Raw genomic sequence first — 14,375 nt, 5'->3', positions numbered from 1 at the left:
CCATGAACCACAATGCCATCATCAACATCGCCAAAGCTCAGCTCGGTCTGGAGGAGGATGACTACCGCGCGATGCTCTGCCGTGTGACCGGGAAGGCTTCTCTGCGCGTCATGTCGGGCGGACAGAAGGACGAAGTGATCAAGGAGCTGAAACGTCTGGGGTTTCGGGTGAAGGCCGGGGGCAAGCGCCTGCCAGCCTCCACCCGGCCCTACGTGCGCTTAATCTGGGCGCTGTGGAGTTCCTGCAAAAAGCTTGATGTCATCCAGGACGGATCACGCACCGCCCTGCGGGCCTTTTGCCAGGGCATCGTTGCCCCGGGCGACACCACGATCACTATCGATCCGGATCTTCTCAGCTACGCCGAGGCCACCCCGGTGATAGAGGCGTTGAAGGCCATGGAACGTCGTGGAAAGGCCCGCAAGTGAGCAGCTGGCCCTTCCATCACGGTTTGCATGGCGCTGATCTCCTTGATCGGCAGGACATCTGTGATGTCTGAGAACCTTCCTGTCCGCATTGATGATATCCCACCGTCGCTGGTCGACGTGGCAGAGATCTTCGGAATGCCCGTGGCGTTGAAGCTGATGGCGCATTTCGGCGGACAGCAAAGGCGATTTCCGAAAGTTCCCAAGCCCGGCCACAAGATCATAGCAGCCCTTGGGGAGGAGCAGGCTCGCGCATTCTGCCAGTTTCTGGGAAGCACCGAAATCTACATTCCGCATGCGCGCGGTCAGTCCGTTAAACGTCAGATTGCTGAGTTGGAGGCCGACGGCCTCACTCGCAATGAAATTGCCGAACGCCTTGGCATATCAGGGCGGCATGTCCGCCGCGTGGCCAATCGGAAAGTCCGCACCGACAAGCGCCAGCTCAACCTCAATTTCTTTGAGGATTGACGGGCCGGACATAGGTCCGGTCCAGTTGCTGCGCCGCTTCAGGCAAACCTCGAACAGAGTCAACTCTGAACCGAGGAAACCCGATGTCCTTCATTTTCACCAAGCCAAACCGCCCCGTGAGCCGCGTCTTCATCCATTGCTCGGCATCGGATAATCCCGAACACGACAACGCGGCCACGATGGACCGCTTGCACCGTGAGCGCGGATGGAGCGGCATCGGCTACCATCTCTTCATCCGAAAATCCGCCCTTGTCGAAGATGGGCGCGACCTTGAAAAGGTCCCCGCCGCCCAGGGCGGAAACAACACCCGCACCATCGCGATCTGCCTGCATGGTCTTGCCGTGGACAAATTCACCCAAGAGCAGTTTGACGCTCTGCGTGACCTTTGCGATCAGATCAACCGCGCCTACCAGGGCAACGTCACCTTTCATGGTCATTGCGAAGTCGCAAACAAGACATGCCCGGTTTTCGATTATCGCAACGTCCTTGGTCTTGATATGAAAGGGCGAATGCCAATGCCTATGCGACCCATGGGTTGGGTGAACACCACCGAAGCAGCTGCTGGCACTGGTATCGGCACCCCTGACGTTCCGATTGGGCTCGTCAAATTTGGCGACCGTGGACCAAAAGTCCGCGTGTTGCAGCAGGAGCTGAAGGAACTGGGCTATCAGCCCGGCGCAATTGACGGCATTTTTGGCAAGCTGCTGCGCGATGCCGTGATGGCGCTTCAGGCGGATCATGACCTTGTCACTGACGGCAAGGTTGGACCTGTCACTGCCGAGGCCATTGCCGCGCAAGCCGTCCGCGCGCTGGCGCCGGAACGTACAGCGGCCTCGCTCCTGTCCCTTGCTGGCAATGGCAGCCGCATCGCCACAGCTTCGGTATCAAACGGCCTCGCGGGCCTGACCCTGACGGGCGGCGGTGTGCTGGCCCTGGTCAATGAACTGTCGGGCAAGGTGGATGAGGTCAATGCGATCGCAGGACCGCTCGCGGGTATCCTCAGCACCCATGGCCCACTGGTCGGCGGCGGCACCATCGCGGTCGGTCTCTTCGTCGCCTGGCAGTCCTGGCGCTCCGGCAGTGCCCGCGTCCAGGATCACCGCTCCGGAAAAACGCTGTAAGCTCACAGCTTGAAGAGGCCGCGTGCTTTGATCAATCCTCACCGGCTCGTTTCCAGTTTCCTCCGCCCCGCCATGCACCGGGCGGGGGAAACATTGCGTAAAGGACCTCGCATTGACCCGTGACGAAAAGCGCCGCAAGGCCCGCTCGGACTATGTTTACCGCCGCATGAATGGCACCACCATTGCCTTGGCGCATGGCGTCCACGTCGCGACCTTTGCGCGCTGGAAGAAAAAGGCCCTGCAGGATGGCGACAACTGGGACATCGCGCGCTCTGCCTCGATCATAGCAGGGGAAGGGATCGAAACGGTGGTCTCCTCGGTGGTCGAAGACTTCATGATGATGGCCCAGACGCTGCTGGAAGACATCAAGGGCGGAGAAGGCACAACGGAGCTGAAGGTCAAGCACCTGGTCTCTTTGGCCGATGCCATGACCAAGATGACCTCTGCCGCCGGAAAGCTAGCACCGAAAGTCTCCGAACTCGGCGTTGCGCAACACGTCCTTCAGGAGCTGCTGCGCTTCGTCCAAGAGAACTACCCCCAGCACGCATCCGCCATCATTGAGATCATCGAGCCGTTTGGCGATCGCCTCACGGAGCTTTACGCCACATGAGCAAGCCGCCGCGCCTCAAGGCCGCGATCAGCGCCAAGGATTTTCGCGAGTCACTTGCGGAGATGGCCGAAGGCTTTGCCCGCTGGATCGATCTGTCAGTTTCCGCCTTTCCCGCCGATGCGGCGGCACGGGCGGTGCGTCAGAAATCCGTCGCTGATCCGGATACTGGCTTCCAGTTCTTCATGGAGACCTATCTGCCCCATTACGTCAAAGGCGAACACAGCCTTTTTCACAAGCACATCTTTGCCCGCGTCCCCGAGATCCTTGCGAGTGCCCGAGGCGTCAGGGATCTGTTCATTGCGCCGCGTGGCTCCTCGAAATCGACCCACCTGTCCCTCGGGTTTGCGCTCTACTGCATCGTCACTGGCCGCAAAAAGTATATTCTTGAGGTCTGCGACGTCTATGAGCAGGCAGCGCTCCTGGTTGAAGCCCTCAAAGCCGAGCTGACCAGCAATGCCCGCCTGAAATACGATTTTGAGAACGCCTGCGGGGCCGGGCGGATCTGGCGGGAGGGTGAGATCGTCACCCGCAACGGCATCCGCATAGAGGGCCTTGGTGCGGCAAAGAAGATCCGGGGCCGCCGTCATGGTCCGTTTCGCCCCGACCTGATGTTCTTTGACGATCTCGAAAACGACGAGAACGTGCGCTCTCCCGACCAGCGCAAGAAGCTCGAAAGCTGGATTGCCCGTGCGGCGCTCAAGGTCGGGCCGCCGGATGGCTCGATGGATGTGATCTGGGTCGGAACCGTGCTGCACTTTGATGCCGTTCTGGTCCGCGCAGCAAAGTCGCCTGTCTGGAAGGTCACCGAGTTTCAGGCGATCGTCAGCTGGCCCGATCGGATGGACCTCTGGGATCTGTTCGAAGAGGTCTATCAGAACGAAGGTGAAGACGCGGCCCGCGCCTTTTATGCAAAGCGCCGCGACCAGATGGATGCAGGGGCAGTCGTTAACTGGCCTGCGGTGCAGCCGCTGCTGTTCCTCATGCTGGAACGTGCGGCCTCGCATGATGCCTTCCAGAGCGAATACCAGAACAAGCCTCTGTCTGACGGCAACCCGTTTACCAAACTGATCTATTGGTCTGCGCGCAAGCCGGATCTGGTCTTTTTCGGCGCGGTTGACCCGTCGCTTGGCAAGGCGGGCAAGGGCCGCGATCCTTCAGCCATCCTGGTAGGAGGGTATGATCGGATGACCGGGCGGCTCGATATCATCGAGGCGTCGATCCGCCGCCGCCTGCCAGACATCATCGTGTCGGACACGATTGCCATGCAGCGCGAATATCGCTGCATGCTCTGGTTCATCGAGGCGGTACAGTTTCAGGAATTTCTGCGAACCACTCTGATGACCGAAGCTTCAAAGCAGGGCGTCGGGATATCCGCCATCCCGATCATTCCGCACACGGACAAGGACCTGCGCATCGAGCGCCTGCAGCCGCCCGTCGCGGCCGGGCTTATCCGGTTCAACATGGGCCATACAACGCTGATCGATCAGCTCCAGCAGTGGCCGAATGCCGATCATGATGACGGGCCGGATTGCCTCGACATGCTCTGGCAGAACGCTCTGCACTATTCCGGCGGGGTCGCGGGTGGCGGTGGCGGGATCATGACATCGCAGTCGGGCAGCTCCGGCAGATTGGGAGACTACAGGCTATGAAGGTCACGAACGACAAACTGGGGAAATCCAAACGCAAGAACCTGTCGGCACAGTCCGGCACTCTTGTCGCGACCGCCCGGAACGACATCACGATTCCATACTTCAGCACGGTTCTGCAGCCGCTCGATGACACATTGCTGCAGCGTGGCGGGGGCAAGGGCCTCAAGCTTTATGATGAGATCGAGCGCGACACTCATGCCTTTGCCATGCTGCAGAAAAGAAAGAAGACCTTGCTGGCCCGGGAATGGGAAGTGAACCCGGCCTCGGACGCGCCTCGGGATGTCGAAGCGGCAGAGGTGGTGCGCGACTGCCTGAAGGCTTTGCCGTTTGATCGGATCTGCGAGGATCTGCTCGATGCGACGTTGAAGGGCTTTGCGATCTGTGAGGTGGTCTGGGGACGGGAGGGCAACCGGATCATGCCCATCGACGTTGTGGCCCATGATCAGCGCCGGTTCGTCTTTGGGCACGATTGGCGTCCGCGCCTGCTGACCCACACAAACGTCATGCTGGGCGAGGAGCTGCCCGATCGCAAGTTCATCGTGCATCGTCATGGCGTGAAGGGCAACAATCCTTATGGCCTCGGCCTCGGGACGCGCCTGTTCTGGCCGGTCTTCTTTAAACGCGAAAACATCGCATTCTGGCTGTATTTCCTCGAAAAGTTCGCAGGGCCCACAGCGATTGCCTACAGCCCTTACACGAATGACCCGGCTGAGCAGCGCAGGATGATCAACACCCTGAACGACATCCGCACGGCGTCATCGGTCGTCATGCCGCTCGGCTCTGACGTAAAGTTTCTCGAAGCTGCGCGCAGCGGCTCCGTCAGCTATCAGGAATTTCTGACGTATTGGGACAAGCAGATTTCAATCTGCGTCACCGGCGAAACACTGACCACCGATATCGGCACGTCCGGTTCCAAGGCCGCGTCTCAGACTCATGCCGATATGCTGGAGAACCTGGTCGACAGCGACGGGGATCTGCTGTCGGACAGCCTGCGCGAGCAGCTGCTGACGTGGATCGTCGATTACAACGTTCCCGGTGCGGCTGTGCCGAGCGTCTGGCGCACCCGCACCGAGAACGAAACTGAAGCTGCAACCACCCGCAAGGCCAAGGCCGAGGCTGCAATGGCCGGGGACGCTGCTTTGGCAAAGATTGTCGCGACCGCATCCCGGCTTGAACAGGATGACGATGCGCGCGAATACATCACCTCTTTCGGTCTGACGGATGGTTTGTCTGACGGGACGATTGATCGGCTGGTGGCGTCCCGCTTCAAGGTGTCCGCACCAAGTGAAACGTCAGCAGATCCGGCCCCTCAATTCGCCGATCCCTCCGATCCGCTCAAAAAAAAAGACCTGACCCATGTCTGCCTGGCGGATGAAAACGGGCCGGTCGCACAGATCACCAATCAGCTCATGGCGCTCAGCCAGGGTCACTTTACCCGCCGTCTGAAGGCCATTCGCACCGCTGTTGATATTGCGGACCCGGCGCAGGCCATGCGCAACCTGCTGGCGCTGGCCGCGCGCTGGACGCCCGATGCCCAGGCGCGCCTCCTCGGACAGGCGATGGAGCTGGCGGCATGGGAAGGCCGCGAGGCGGTGTTTCAAGATGCAGATGCCGCTGGCTTTGCGACAGAGGTCAGCGCGCAACCCTTTCTGGAGCAGATCGACTTCCTGCGTCAGAAACGCATCGCCCCATCGAAGACCTGGACGGACACCCTGCGCGGCGATCATGACCGCAAGTTCGTTGTGGCCGGTGCCACGGATCTCGCCCTGGTCGAGGATTTCAAGAATGCGGTGGCCCGCGCGATCGACACCTGGGATGAAAAGGCCTTTGCCAAGGACTTTGACGCGATCGTCGAAAAACACGGCTGGTCCTACAACGGCGGGCGCGACTGGCGCATTCGCACGATCTTTGCCACCAACATCGCCACGAGCCATATGGCCGGTCGCCTGCGTCAGATGCGCGATCCAGATGTGATCCGCCTGCGCCCCTATTGGCAGTATCGGCATGGCGAAAACGGAACGCCCCTCAATCCGCGCCCTCAGCACCTTGCCTGGGATGGACGGATATTGATGCATGACGATGTCTGGTGGGAGACGCACTTCCCGCCAAACGACTGGGCCTGCAGCTGCGGGGTTCGCACACTTTCCAAAGGCGATCTGAAGCGCCTGGGCAAGGATGGGCCTGACAGATCACCCGAGATCATCATGGAACCAATCCTCGACAAGGTCACAGGCCTGCCGTCAGAGAAGCCGAAGGGCGTTGGCTATGGCTGGGACTATCAGCCCGGCGACAAGTGGGAGCGCGGCCTTGTGCCCTCTGCGCTGATCGAAGAGGCGGGCGGGCTGTCCCTCACACATCCAAAGCTTGCTGTCGAAATCGACACGCCACAGCCTCTGGCCGATCTGCTGGCGTCGCCCATCCCCTTCACTTCAAAGCCAATGAAGGAAGGGCTGTCCGAGGAAGACTATGTGCGTGGCTTCCTGCAGCCGTTCGGGGCAGATATCGGGCGGGCGGTGCTTTTTGAGGACAAGGCAGGCGGGCGCATCCCGATTTCTGACGCGCTGTTCAGGAATGCCAGAGGAGACTGGAAGGTTGGCAAGCGCGAACGCGCGACACTGACGCCGCTGCTGGCCGAAGCCATCATGGACCCTGATGAAATCTGGCTTGGCGTGGCGCGCCGCCCGGACAAGGTGGACCGCGATCAGGAAGAGCTGATCGTCGATCGCCGCTACATCCGCACGGATGGCGCCAGCGGCCTGCTGATCGTCTATCAGATCGGCCAATGGTTCTGGGATGCGATCACGGCCTTCAACCCGACAAAAAAGAACGGCAATCCGGATTTGCTTGCGCTGGATAAACGCCGGTCAGGCAAACTCTTGTGGAAAAGGCCTAAAGACTGAGGGCCGAGGTGATCCGGCCCGCACGTCAGAACACTTCACTGGACCATCACCGGTCATCATCGAGTTGCTGACACCTGAAACATGCGCTGAACAGAGGGAGAAATCAAGATGACCGGCATCAGCATCACGGTTGAGATCGACAATGCAGAGCTGCGCGCCAAGCTGGAGAACATGATCGCCCGAATGGAAAAGCCGATCGGCTTTTACAAAAACGTGGGCGAGCAACTGCTGAACTCGACCCGCGACAACTTTGAATCCGAAAGCTCTCCCGAAGGCGTGCCCTGGGCGCAGCTGAAGCCCGCAACGATCCGCGCCCGTGAGCGGCGCAAACAAACCCCGATCAAGATCCTTCAGGCAACCCGGAACACCGGCTTGATGGCCTCGATCAACAAACGCACGATGGAGGTCGCAGACGATCAGGTGCGCATCGGCTCCCCCAAGGAATATGCCGCCATCCACCAGCTCGGGGGCACGATCAAGAAAGCTGCGCGCACGGCAACGATCTATCAGAGCTACGACAAGAAGACCGACACGTTCGATCCAACGTTCCGCAAGAAATCGAGATCCAACTTCGCGAGCGACGTGACCATCCCAGCCCATGAAATCACCATCCCGGCCCGACCGTTTCTCGGGGTTTCAAAGGAAGACGAGGTCATCATCATCGAGATCGCCGACGCCTGGCTGAACGACACCTGACAGCATGTCTAAAAAATGGCCCGCTGAGTGCAATTCACCCCCACGGGGGACCATTCACCCCGGAAAAGGCGAGAACCCCCGTTAAGTTGCCGTTATAAACGCTCTCAGCACAGGTTTGGCAGAACATCCGATATGCGGATGCCAGCGGCGGACATAAATTTGCAATAATTGTCCTTAAACGGGCTTGGCCGGACATGGGTCCGGGCCAGTCGCATTTCCAAATCTGTCAGTTTCCATCCAACGCCTCAGCCTGGATGGAACCAATGCCCCAACAGACACCCGCCACCGCCCGTATCGAAGTCTTCCGCCCCGGCACCTTCACGCCAATGGGTGGCGGGGCCTTGACCTATTCGGCAGCGGATCTGGCGGCGATTGCAGATGTCTACGATTTCGAGACCGCGCCTGCACCGATCGTCGTCGGTCACCCGGCGACCGATGCACCTGCCTTTGGCTGGATCACCGGCTTTGATTTTGACGCCACCGACGGGCGTCTGTTTGCCACCCTGGGCGAGATTGAGCCCAAGTTCTCGGATGCGGTGAGGGCGGGGCGCTACAAGAAAGTCTCGATGTCGTTCTTCCGTCCCGATCAGGAGAACAACCCGGTGCCCGGCACCTGGTATCCCAAGCATGTCGGATTTCTGGGGGGCGCTGCCCCGGCAGTGTCGGGCCTGAAGAACGTCAAGTTCTCGGCCAGCACGACTGAGGCGGCCACGTTCACCGCGGATTTCGGTGAGCGTGGGTTTCAGGAAACGGCCAGCCTGCTGCGCTCCTTGCGCGATTTCATCATCGACAAATTCGGCATGGAAGACGCCGACAAGGCCCTGCCCACCTATTCGCTGGAATGGCTCGACGACATGGAGCTGGACCGCAACCGCACGAGCTTCAGTGCCCCGCCAAAGCCCAAAACTCCCCCCGTACCTGCAATCGACCCCGAAGAGGACCCTGCCGTGCCCCCCAAACCCAATGCCGACTTCGCTGCCCGCGAGGCCGATCTCTCCACGCGCGATGCTGCTCTGAAGGCTCGCGAGGCCAAGCTGCGCCACACCGACAACGTGTCTTTCGCGGACAGCCTGGTCGCGGATGGCAAGTTGCTGCCCGCCTCCAAAGACAAGGTGGTCGCAATCCTCGACACGCTGCCCAGTGACGCCTCGGTCGCCTTTTCCGAGGGTGGCGAAAAGCTCAGCCCCGCCGATGCGATCCGTCAGGTTCTGTCCGAACAGCCCAAGGCGGTGTCGTTCGGGCGTCAGGATCTGGGCGGCGATCCCCGCAGCTCGACAGCCAGCTTTGCCTCTGACGGCAAGGAGGTCGATGGCGAGCAGCTCGAACTCCACGCCAAGGCCGCTGCTTACCAGCTTGCGCACCCGGGCACCGCCTATCTGGCCGCCGTGCGCGCCGTTTCCTGAAGGGACCCCAGACCATGATGACCTATCAGAACGTCCTCAACCGCACAGTCACCGCCACGAGCCTCTTCGATGCCGGTGATCTGATCAGCTACGCGGGCGCAAAAATCACCACGGACGATACGCCCGTGCTGGGCGTTGCCCTCAACCCCTGTACCGAGATCGGCCAGGACATTGCCGTTCTGGTGATGGGCTCCATCCGGATCAAGGCCACGGGTGCCGTGACAGCCGGTGCCAAGCTGATCTCCTCCTCCGGTGGCGGCGTCAAAGTGGCTGTGGCCGATCCCGCCTCGGCCAACGTCTTTGCCACTGCGCTGACCGCTGCGGCGGACGGTGCCTTCCTCGACATCCTCATCCGCTAAGGACCCCAGACCATGAACCAGACCGTTCTCAATACGCGTACCGCCGGGGTCATCGATCCGATCCTCTCGACCCATGCCCGGGGGTATCGCAATCTTGAATTCATCGGGCAGATCCTGTTTCCCCGTGTGCCGATCCCGAACCGCTCGATGCGGGTTATTCGCTTCGGCAAGGAAAGCTTCCGGATGGTCAACACCCGCCGCGCGCCGGGGGCTGACAAGAAGCGCGTCCAGTACGGCTACGCCTCCGATCCGGTGTCGCTCGTCCAGGACGCTCTGGAAGCGCTGGTGCCGATCGAACACCAGGAAGAGGCCCAGAGCATTCCGGGCATCGATCTCAGCGCCGGTGCCGTCGGCATGGTGATGGACGTCCTCGACCTCGGCCTTGAAAAGGAATGTGCTGACCTGGCGCGCAATGCTGCCAGCTATGACGGCAACCACAAGCTGGCCCTGACCGGCGGTGATCGCTGGAGTGATCCCACCAGCGACCCGGCGGCTGATGTGCAGGCAGGCAACGAGGCAGTCCGTCGCTCGATCGGGCGTTACGCCAACACCCTGACGCTTGGCCCGACAGCATTCAATTCCTTGAAGCGTCATCCGGCGGTCAAGGAGCAGTTCAAGTATACGTCCAAAGACTCGATCACGGTTGATATGCTCGCGACGTATTTCGACGTGGCTAAGGTGGTGGTCGGCAAAGCCGTCTACCTGCCCGAGTCCGCTGACGACACCGCCATGGCCACGGATGTCTGGGGGGATGATGCAATCCTGTCCTACACCCCCATGACCGGCGACAACTTCATGGTCCCGGCCTATGGCTACACATACGAGCTGCGCGGCTATCCGATGGTTGAGACCGGGTATTACGAGCGCTCCAACGACAGCTGGATCTTCCCGACTAAGGTCGAGCGGCGTCCCTATGTTGTCGGCGTCGAGGGCGGGTTCCTGTTCCAGAATGCCGGGGCGGCGGCAGTGTGATGGACACTCCCCTGAAACTCGCAAAGTTCGAGGTCACCCTGATCGCCCCCGCCAAGATCGACCGCGTCTGGCAGCCGGAAGGGGCAATTGTCTGGGTCACCCCGAAGGTGGCGTCTCAGCTCTTTGAGGCCGGGGCCATTTCCGGCACCGAAGGCGAAGTGCTGATCGGTGACGAGGTCGACGTCGCCTTCGAAACTCTGGTGGATGCCCGCGCCGAAAAGATCGCCAATGGCATCGTCGCAGCGGCAGTCGATACGGCAATGTCCGGGCTGACCGCCGAAAAGGACAAAGCGCTGGCACAGGCCGAGGCTGCAAATGCCCGTGCTGAAAAGGCAGAGGCGCGGATCACAGAGCTTGAGGGCGAGCTGGCCGATCTGCGCAAGCCTGACGCCGCCCCGGAGCCGACACCCGAGCAGAATACCCCCCCGAGCGAAGGCGCAAAGACCACCCGCAGGGGTGCAGCGCCAACCAAGAAGGGCTGACCCACAGCCCAAGGTCAGCAATGGCCCCCGGGCGGTGCGGCAATGCCGTCGCCCCGCTTTCAAACCCAGATTGATGGAAACCACATGAAGCGTTTGCTCACCTCAATAACCCTGGTCTCTGCCATTGCAGTGGCAGGCATGCTTTCCGCCTGCGATGACACCCAACCGGCAGGCATCGACCTTTTCTCGATGTCCGGGACCGATACCATGTCGCCGGAGATGGTCATCCCGGAACTTGCGACTGCCCCGGTGATCGCGATCACCGCCTCGGACCAGACCCTGACCACCACCCCCGATGCCTTAGTTCTCGCATCCCTGCCGACCGCCGTCATGGATCTGCCCGCCTCGCAGCAGCACCTCTGGCACACGCCGTTCCTGACGCCCGATCCGCGCGCGCCCGACAAGGTCTGATGCGCCGGATTTGAACAGGCCGCGAAAGCGGAGAGACCAAAGCACCAGGGCGCGGCATTTGCCCTGGTGTCTTCACCAAAGGAGCCTCTGAGATGACCGACACTCCGAACAAAGGCACACCCATCCCCCAGGCGCAGCTGAACGCGTTGATCGAAAAGCGCCTGATAAACGTTCTGGATGAGCTTGCAACCTATCCGGAAACAGACCAGCGCTGGCTGCAAATCGCCCGCACGGATATCGAAAAAGGCTTCTTGTCGCTCGACCGCGCTGTCTCTCAGACGACCAGGAGGGCGCTGCCGGATGAAAGTCTGAACCTGATCAGTCTTTCGTCGCTCACGGTTGAAAGCCTCGGTGCCCATCCGCTGCTCACGGATGTCTCGGTTTCTCTGACGAATGCGTCGTCGAAGCTGAATGAATGGATTGATAGCGGAAAGCCCGGCGCGGCGATCATTGTGCCGGAAGCCTGATCCGATGCCGTATGCCAACCTCACAGACCTGATCGAGCGCGCGGGCGAGTCGGAGATCCTGCAGATCGCTGATCGCGACGACGACGGCACGGCAGATCCGGATGTGATCGCCGCTGCCATCGAAGACGCCAGTACCGAGATCGACGGGTATCTGGGGGTGAAGTATACCCTGCCGCTGCCATCGACGCCCCGTCTGGTCACCACCTGGGCCGTGTCGATCGCGCGCTACCACCTGCACCGCGACGGCGCGCCCGAGCACATTGTCACCGATTACGACAATGCGATCAAAGCTCTCGATCGGGTGTCCCGTGGTCTGATGGTCATTCCTGACATCGATGGGGATCAACCGGACACAACCGAACGGCACATGTCGTCTTCACCTGCTCAGGTGTTCACACCCTGCGCCCTGCGAGGCTGGAGATGATTGCCGAGATCGTCCAGCGGCTTCAGGCGGAAGCGACGGCTCTGACGGCCGTCGAGGTGGCCGAGGATATCGAAGCCCTGGCGAAAAGCACCGCCGCTGATCATGGCACCGGCTTTGTCGTGCCCTGGCGGGAACGGGCACTGCCCAATCCGTTTGCGACCGGCGGCTTCCGTCAGAAGGTGAAGGTTCAGGTCGTCGTGGCTTTTGTCATTCGCCAGCACAACGACGCCCGTGGGGCTGAGCGCGCGCTGATGTTCGACGGCTTCAAGACCTCGATCGAGGATGCGCTGGCGGGGTGGTCCCCGTTCGACAGCAGTGACCCGTTCGAGCTGGTGGGCGGCGAAGGCAGCGCGCTTGGAAACAGCGTCACGATTTATGCCCAGACATGGGAAACCAGCAGATTTTTGACAGGAGCCTGACGATGGACAGACCAGCAACCGGGGGTCGCTTCACCCGCGATCCGAAGACCGGAAAGATCAAACAGGTGCAGAAAGCGACGAAACCCGCGCCCGCACCGGCCCCCCAAACCGCAACGCCGACCGAAGCCCCTGTAAAGGCTGACGCGGCCCAGAAGGGCGACTGACCATGGCCGACCGTTACGAACGCAAACTCGCAATCCTGCACAAGATCGAAGCCGCTTACGGCACGGATATCGCACCCGACACCGCTGATGCGATGATCGCCAGCAACGTCACGTTTTCGCCGATGGAAGGCGAGGATGTTCAGCGCGATCTTATCCTGCCTTATCTCGGCTCGCAGGGCATCATTCTGGCAGGGACCTATGCCCGGCTGGAATTCGACATCGAAATTGCCGGGGCAGGTGCCGCCGGGACCGTGCCGCGTTACGGCTCGCTGCTGCGCATCTGCGGCTTCTCCGAAACCGTGACCGTCGATACCGACGTCACCTACGAGATTATCGAGGAAGGCCGCGAGTCCGGCTCGCTCTATTTTGTCATGGACAAGGTCCGGCATATCCTGCTGGGCGCGCGCGGCAACGTCACCGAAACCTTCAACGCCAAGGGCATTCCACAGTTCCGGTTCACGGTCACAGGCTTGCTGGGCACGATCAGCGACCAGGTCTCGAACCCCGCCGTCAGCTCTGCGGGTCTGATCACGCCTCTTGTGGTGTCAAAAGCCAACACACTTCTGACGCTGCATGGCTGGACCTCGATTGCCGAAAGCCTGTCGCTGGATCTGGGCAACACTGTGACGCCGAGCTTCCTGATTGGTGAGGAAGAGATCAAGATTACCAATCGTCAGAGCACCGGCACAGCCGTGGTCAAGGCGACCGCACTGGCAACGGTCGACTGGTTCGCGATCGCCAATGCCCGCACACGCGCAGCCCTCTCGATGGTTCACGGCACGACTGCGGGTAACATTGTCGAGGTCACCGCGCCCAAGGTCGAGATCGGACGCCCGTCCCAAGGCGCAACCAACGGCATCGTCAACTATTCGCTGCCGCTGATGCTCTGCCCTGACGCCGGTCTGGACGAAAAGAAGATCGTCGTTCGCTGACCGCCTTCGGGCGTCACGACGCCCGGAGTTTCTGACACCCCCCTGACCCGGAGACCCTCCATGAATTTTGTCCTTACCGATTTGCAGCTCTACTGGTGGCCCGTTCCAGTCCGCATCCCCGATCCCGACAATGCGGGCAAGATCCTCGAACAGACCTTCAAGGTCCAGTTCGAAGCACAGAGCCAGGATGATGCCGTTGCACATACCGATGGCTATCAGGCCCTGTCCTCAGCGAAAGAACGTGCCGATCACGAACGTGCCTGGCTTTGCCGGGTGGTGCGCAATTGGGATGACGTTGTCGGGCCTGATAAATCCCCTATCCCCTTTAACGACCAGACCTTTACGGCGGCGCTGCAGCAAGCCTGGTTCCGCACCGGGATTTACACCGCCTACCAGGAAAGCATCAACGGTCAGGAAGCGCGCTTGGGAAACTGACGGCGGCGGCGCGGGCGTGGGCCTTCGCGTCACTGGGGCGG

18 protein-coding genes are annotated in these 14,375 nt (G+C 60.9%); all 18 read left to right on the top strand.

Going from position 1 to position 14,375, the window contains the following annotated elements; genetic code table 11:
• Window positions 1-2 precede the first annotated feature (2 nt).
• The 18 genes from P775_RS10630 (at window position 3) to P775_RS10550 (ending at window position 14,334) form a co-directional block, all read left to right on the top strand.
• Window positions 3-425, top strand: a complete 423-nt coding sequence (locus tag P775_RS10630; protein ID WP_099910983.1) for a regulatory protein GemA — start codon at window positions 3-5, stop codon at window positions 423-425.
• Between the two features lie 27 nt (window positions 426-452).
• The gene (locus P775_RS10625) at window positions 453-890 is read left to right on the top strand and encodes a helix-turn-helix domain-containing protein (protein ID WP_245875629.1); all 438 of its coding nucleotides are present in this window, start codon (window positions 453-455) and stop codon (window positions 888-890) included.
• A gap of 83 nt (window positions 891-973) precedes the next feature.
• On the top strand, window positions 974-2,011 hold the full coding sequence (locus P775_RS10620) for a peptidoglycan recognition protein family protein (protein WP_099910981.1): 1,038 nt from the start codon (window positions 974-976) through the stop codon (window positions 2,009-2,011).
• A gap of 112 nt (window positions 2,012-2,123) precedes the next feature.
• Window positions 2,124-2,621, top strand: a complete 498-nt coding sequence (locus P775_RS10615; protein WP_245875628.1) for a DUF1804 family protein — start codon at window positions 2,124-2,126, stop codon at window positions 2,619-2,621.
• A complete protein-coding gene (gene terL / locus P775_RS10610; protein ID WP_099910980.1) occupies window positions 2,618-4,270 on the top strand; it encodes a phage terminase large subunit in 1,653 nt (550 codons plus the stop codon). Before P775_RS10615 ends, terL begins: the two co-directional genes overlap by 4 nt.
• Window positions 4,267-7,170: a phage portal protein family protein gene (locus P775_RS10605; protein WP_099910979.1), complete on the top strand. Its 2,904-nt coding sequence runs from the start codon at window positions 4,267-4,269 to the stop codon at window positions 7,168-7,170. Before terL ends, P775_RS10605 begins: the two co-directional genes overlap by 4 nt.
• Window positions 7,171-7,278: 108 nt before the next feature.
• Window positions 7,279-7,866, top strand: coding sequence for a phage virion morphogenesis protein (locus P775_RS10600; RefSeq protein ID WP_099910978.1), 588 nt, complete (start codon window positions 7,279-7,281; stop codon window positions 7,864-7,866).
• A 263-nt stretch (window positions 7,867-8,129) separates the two neighbouring features.
• Window positions 8,130-9,269, top strand: a complete 1,140-nt coding sequence (locus P775_RS10595) for a hypothetical protein (protein WP_099911012.1) — start codon at window positions 8,130-8,132, stop codon at window positions 9,267-9,269.
• A 14-nt stretch (window positions 9,270-9,283) separates the two neighbouring features.
• On the top strand, window positions 9,284-9,628 hold the full coding sequence (locus tag P775_RS10590; RefSeq protein WP_099910977.1) for a capsid cement protein: 345 nt from the start codon (window positions 9,284-9,286) through the stop codon (window positions 9,626-9,628).
• A gap of 12 nt (window positions 9,629-9,640) precedes the next feature.
• Complete coding sequence (locus tag P775_RS10585; RefSeq protein WP_099910976.1) at window positions 9,641-10,600, top strand: major capsid protein; 960 nt, start codon at window positions 9,641-9,643, stop codon at window positions 10,598-10,600.
• Window positions 10,600-11,082, top strand: a complete 483-nt coding sequence (locus P775_RS10580; protein WP_099910975.1) for a hypothetical protein — start codon at window positions 10,600-10,602, stop codon at window positions 11,080-11,082. The genes P775_RS10585 and P775_RS10580 overlap by 1 nt, the downstream gene beginning before the upstream one ends.
• 84 nt (window positions 11,083-11,166) lie before the next feature.
• The gene (locus P775_RS10575; RefSeq protein WP_143520866.1) at window positions 11,167-11,493 is read left to right on the top strand and encodes a hypothetical protein; all 327 of its coding nucleotides are present in this window, start codon (window positions 11,167-11,169) and stop codon (window positions 11,491-11,493) included.
• 92 nt (window positions 11,494-11,585) lie between these two features.
• The gene (locus P775_RS10570; RefSeq protein ID WP_099910973.1) at window positions 11,586-11,960 is read left to right on the top strand and encodes an Acb2/Tad1 domain-containing protein; all 375 of its coding nucleotides are present in this window, start codon (window positions 11,586-11,588) and stop codon (window positions 11,958-11,960) included.
• A gap of 4 nt (window positions 11,961-11,964) precedes the next feature.
• Complete coding sequence (locus P775_RS10565; RefSeq protein ID WP_099910972.1) at window positions 11,965-12,384, top strand: gp436 family protein; 420 nt, start codon at window positions 11,965-11,967, stop codon at window positions 12,382-12,384.
• Complete coding sequence (locus P775_RS10560; protein ID WP_099910971.1) at window positions 12,381-12,803, top strand: phage tail terminator protein; 423 nt, start codon at window positions 12,381-12,383, stop codon at window positions 12,801-12,803. The genes P775_RS10565 and P775_RS10560 overlap by 4 nt, the downstream gene beginning before the upstream one ends.
• Window positions 12,804-12,805: 2 nt before the next feature.
• The gene (locus P775_RS28035; protein ID WP_180287403.1) at window positions 12,806-12,967 is read left to right on the top strand and encodes a hypothetical protein; all 162 of its coding nucleotides are present in this window, start codon (window positions 12,806-12,808) and stop codon (window positions 12,965-12,967) included.
• A 2-nt stretch (window positions 12,968-12,969) separates the two neighbouring features.
• A complete protein-coding gene (locus tag P775_RS10555; RefSeq protein ID WP_099910970.1) occupies window positions 12,970-13,899 on the top strand; it encodes a phage tail tube protein in 930 nt (309 codons plus the stop codon).
• A gap of 60 nt (window positions 13,900-13,959) precedes the next feature.
• Complete coding sequence (locus P775_RS10550; protein ID WP_099910969.1) at window positions 13,960-14,334, top strand: hypothetical protein; 375 nt, start codon at window positions 13,960-13,962, stop codon at window positions 14,332-14,334.
• The last annotated feature ends 41 nt before the right edge of the window (window positions 14,335-14,375 follow it).

The sequence above is a fragment of the Puniceibacterium antarcticum genome (assembly GCF_002760615.1).
GTDB lineage: Bacteria > Pseudomonadota > Alphaproteobacteria > Rhodobacterales > Rhodobacteraceae > Puniceibacterium > Puniceibacterium antarcticum.
The sequence above is the reverse complement of the archived record's forward strand: the minus strand, read 5'-3'. Positions and strand labels throughout refer to the sequence as shown.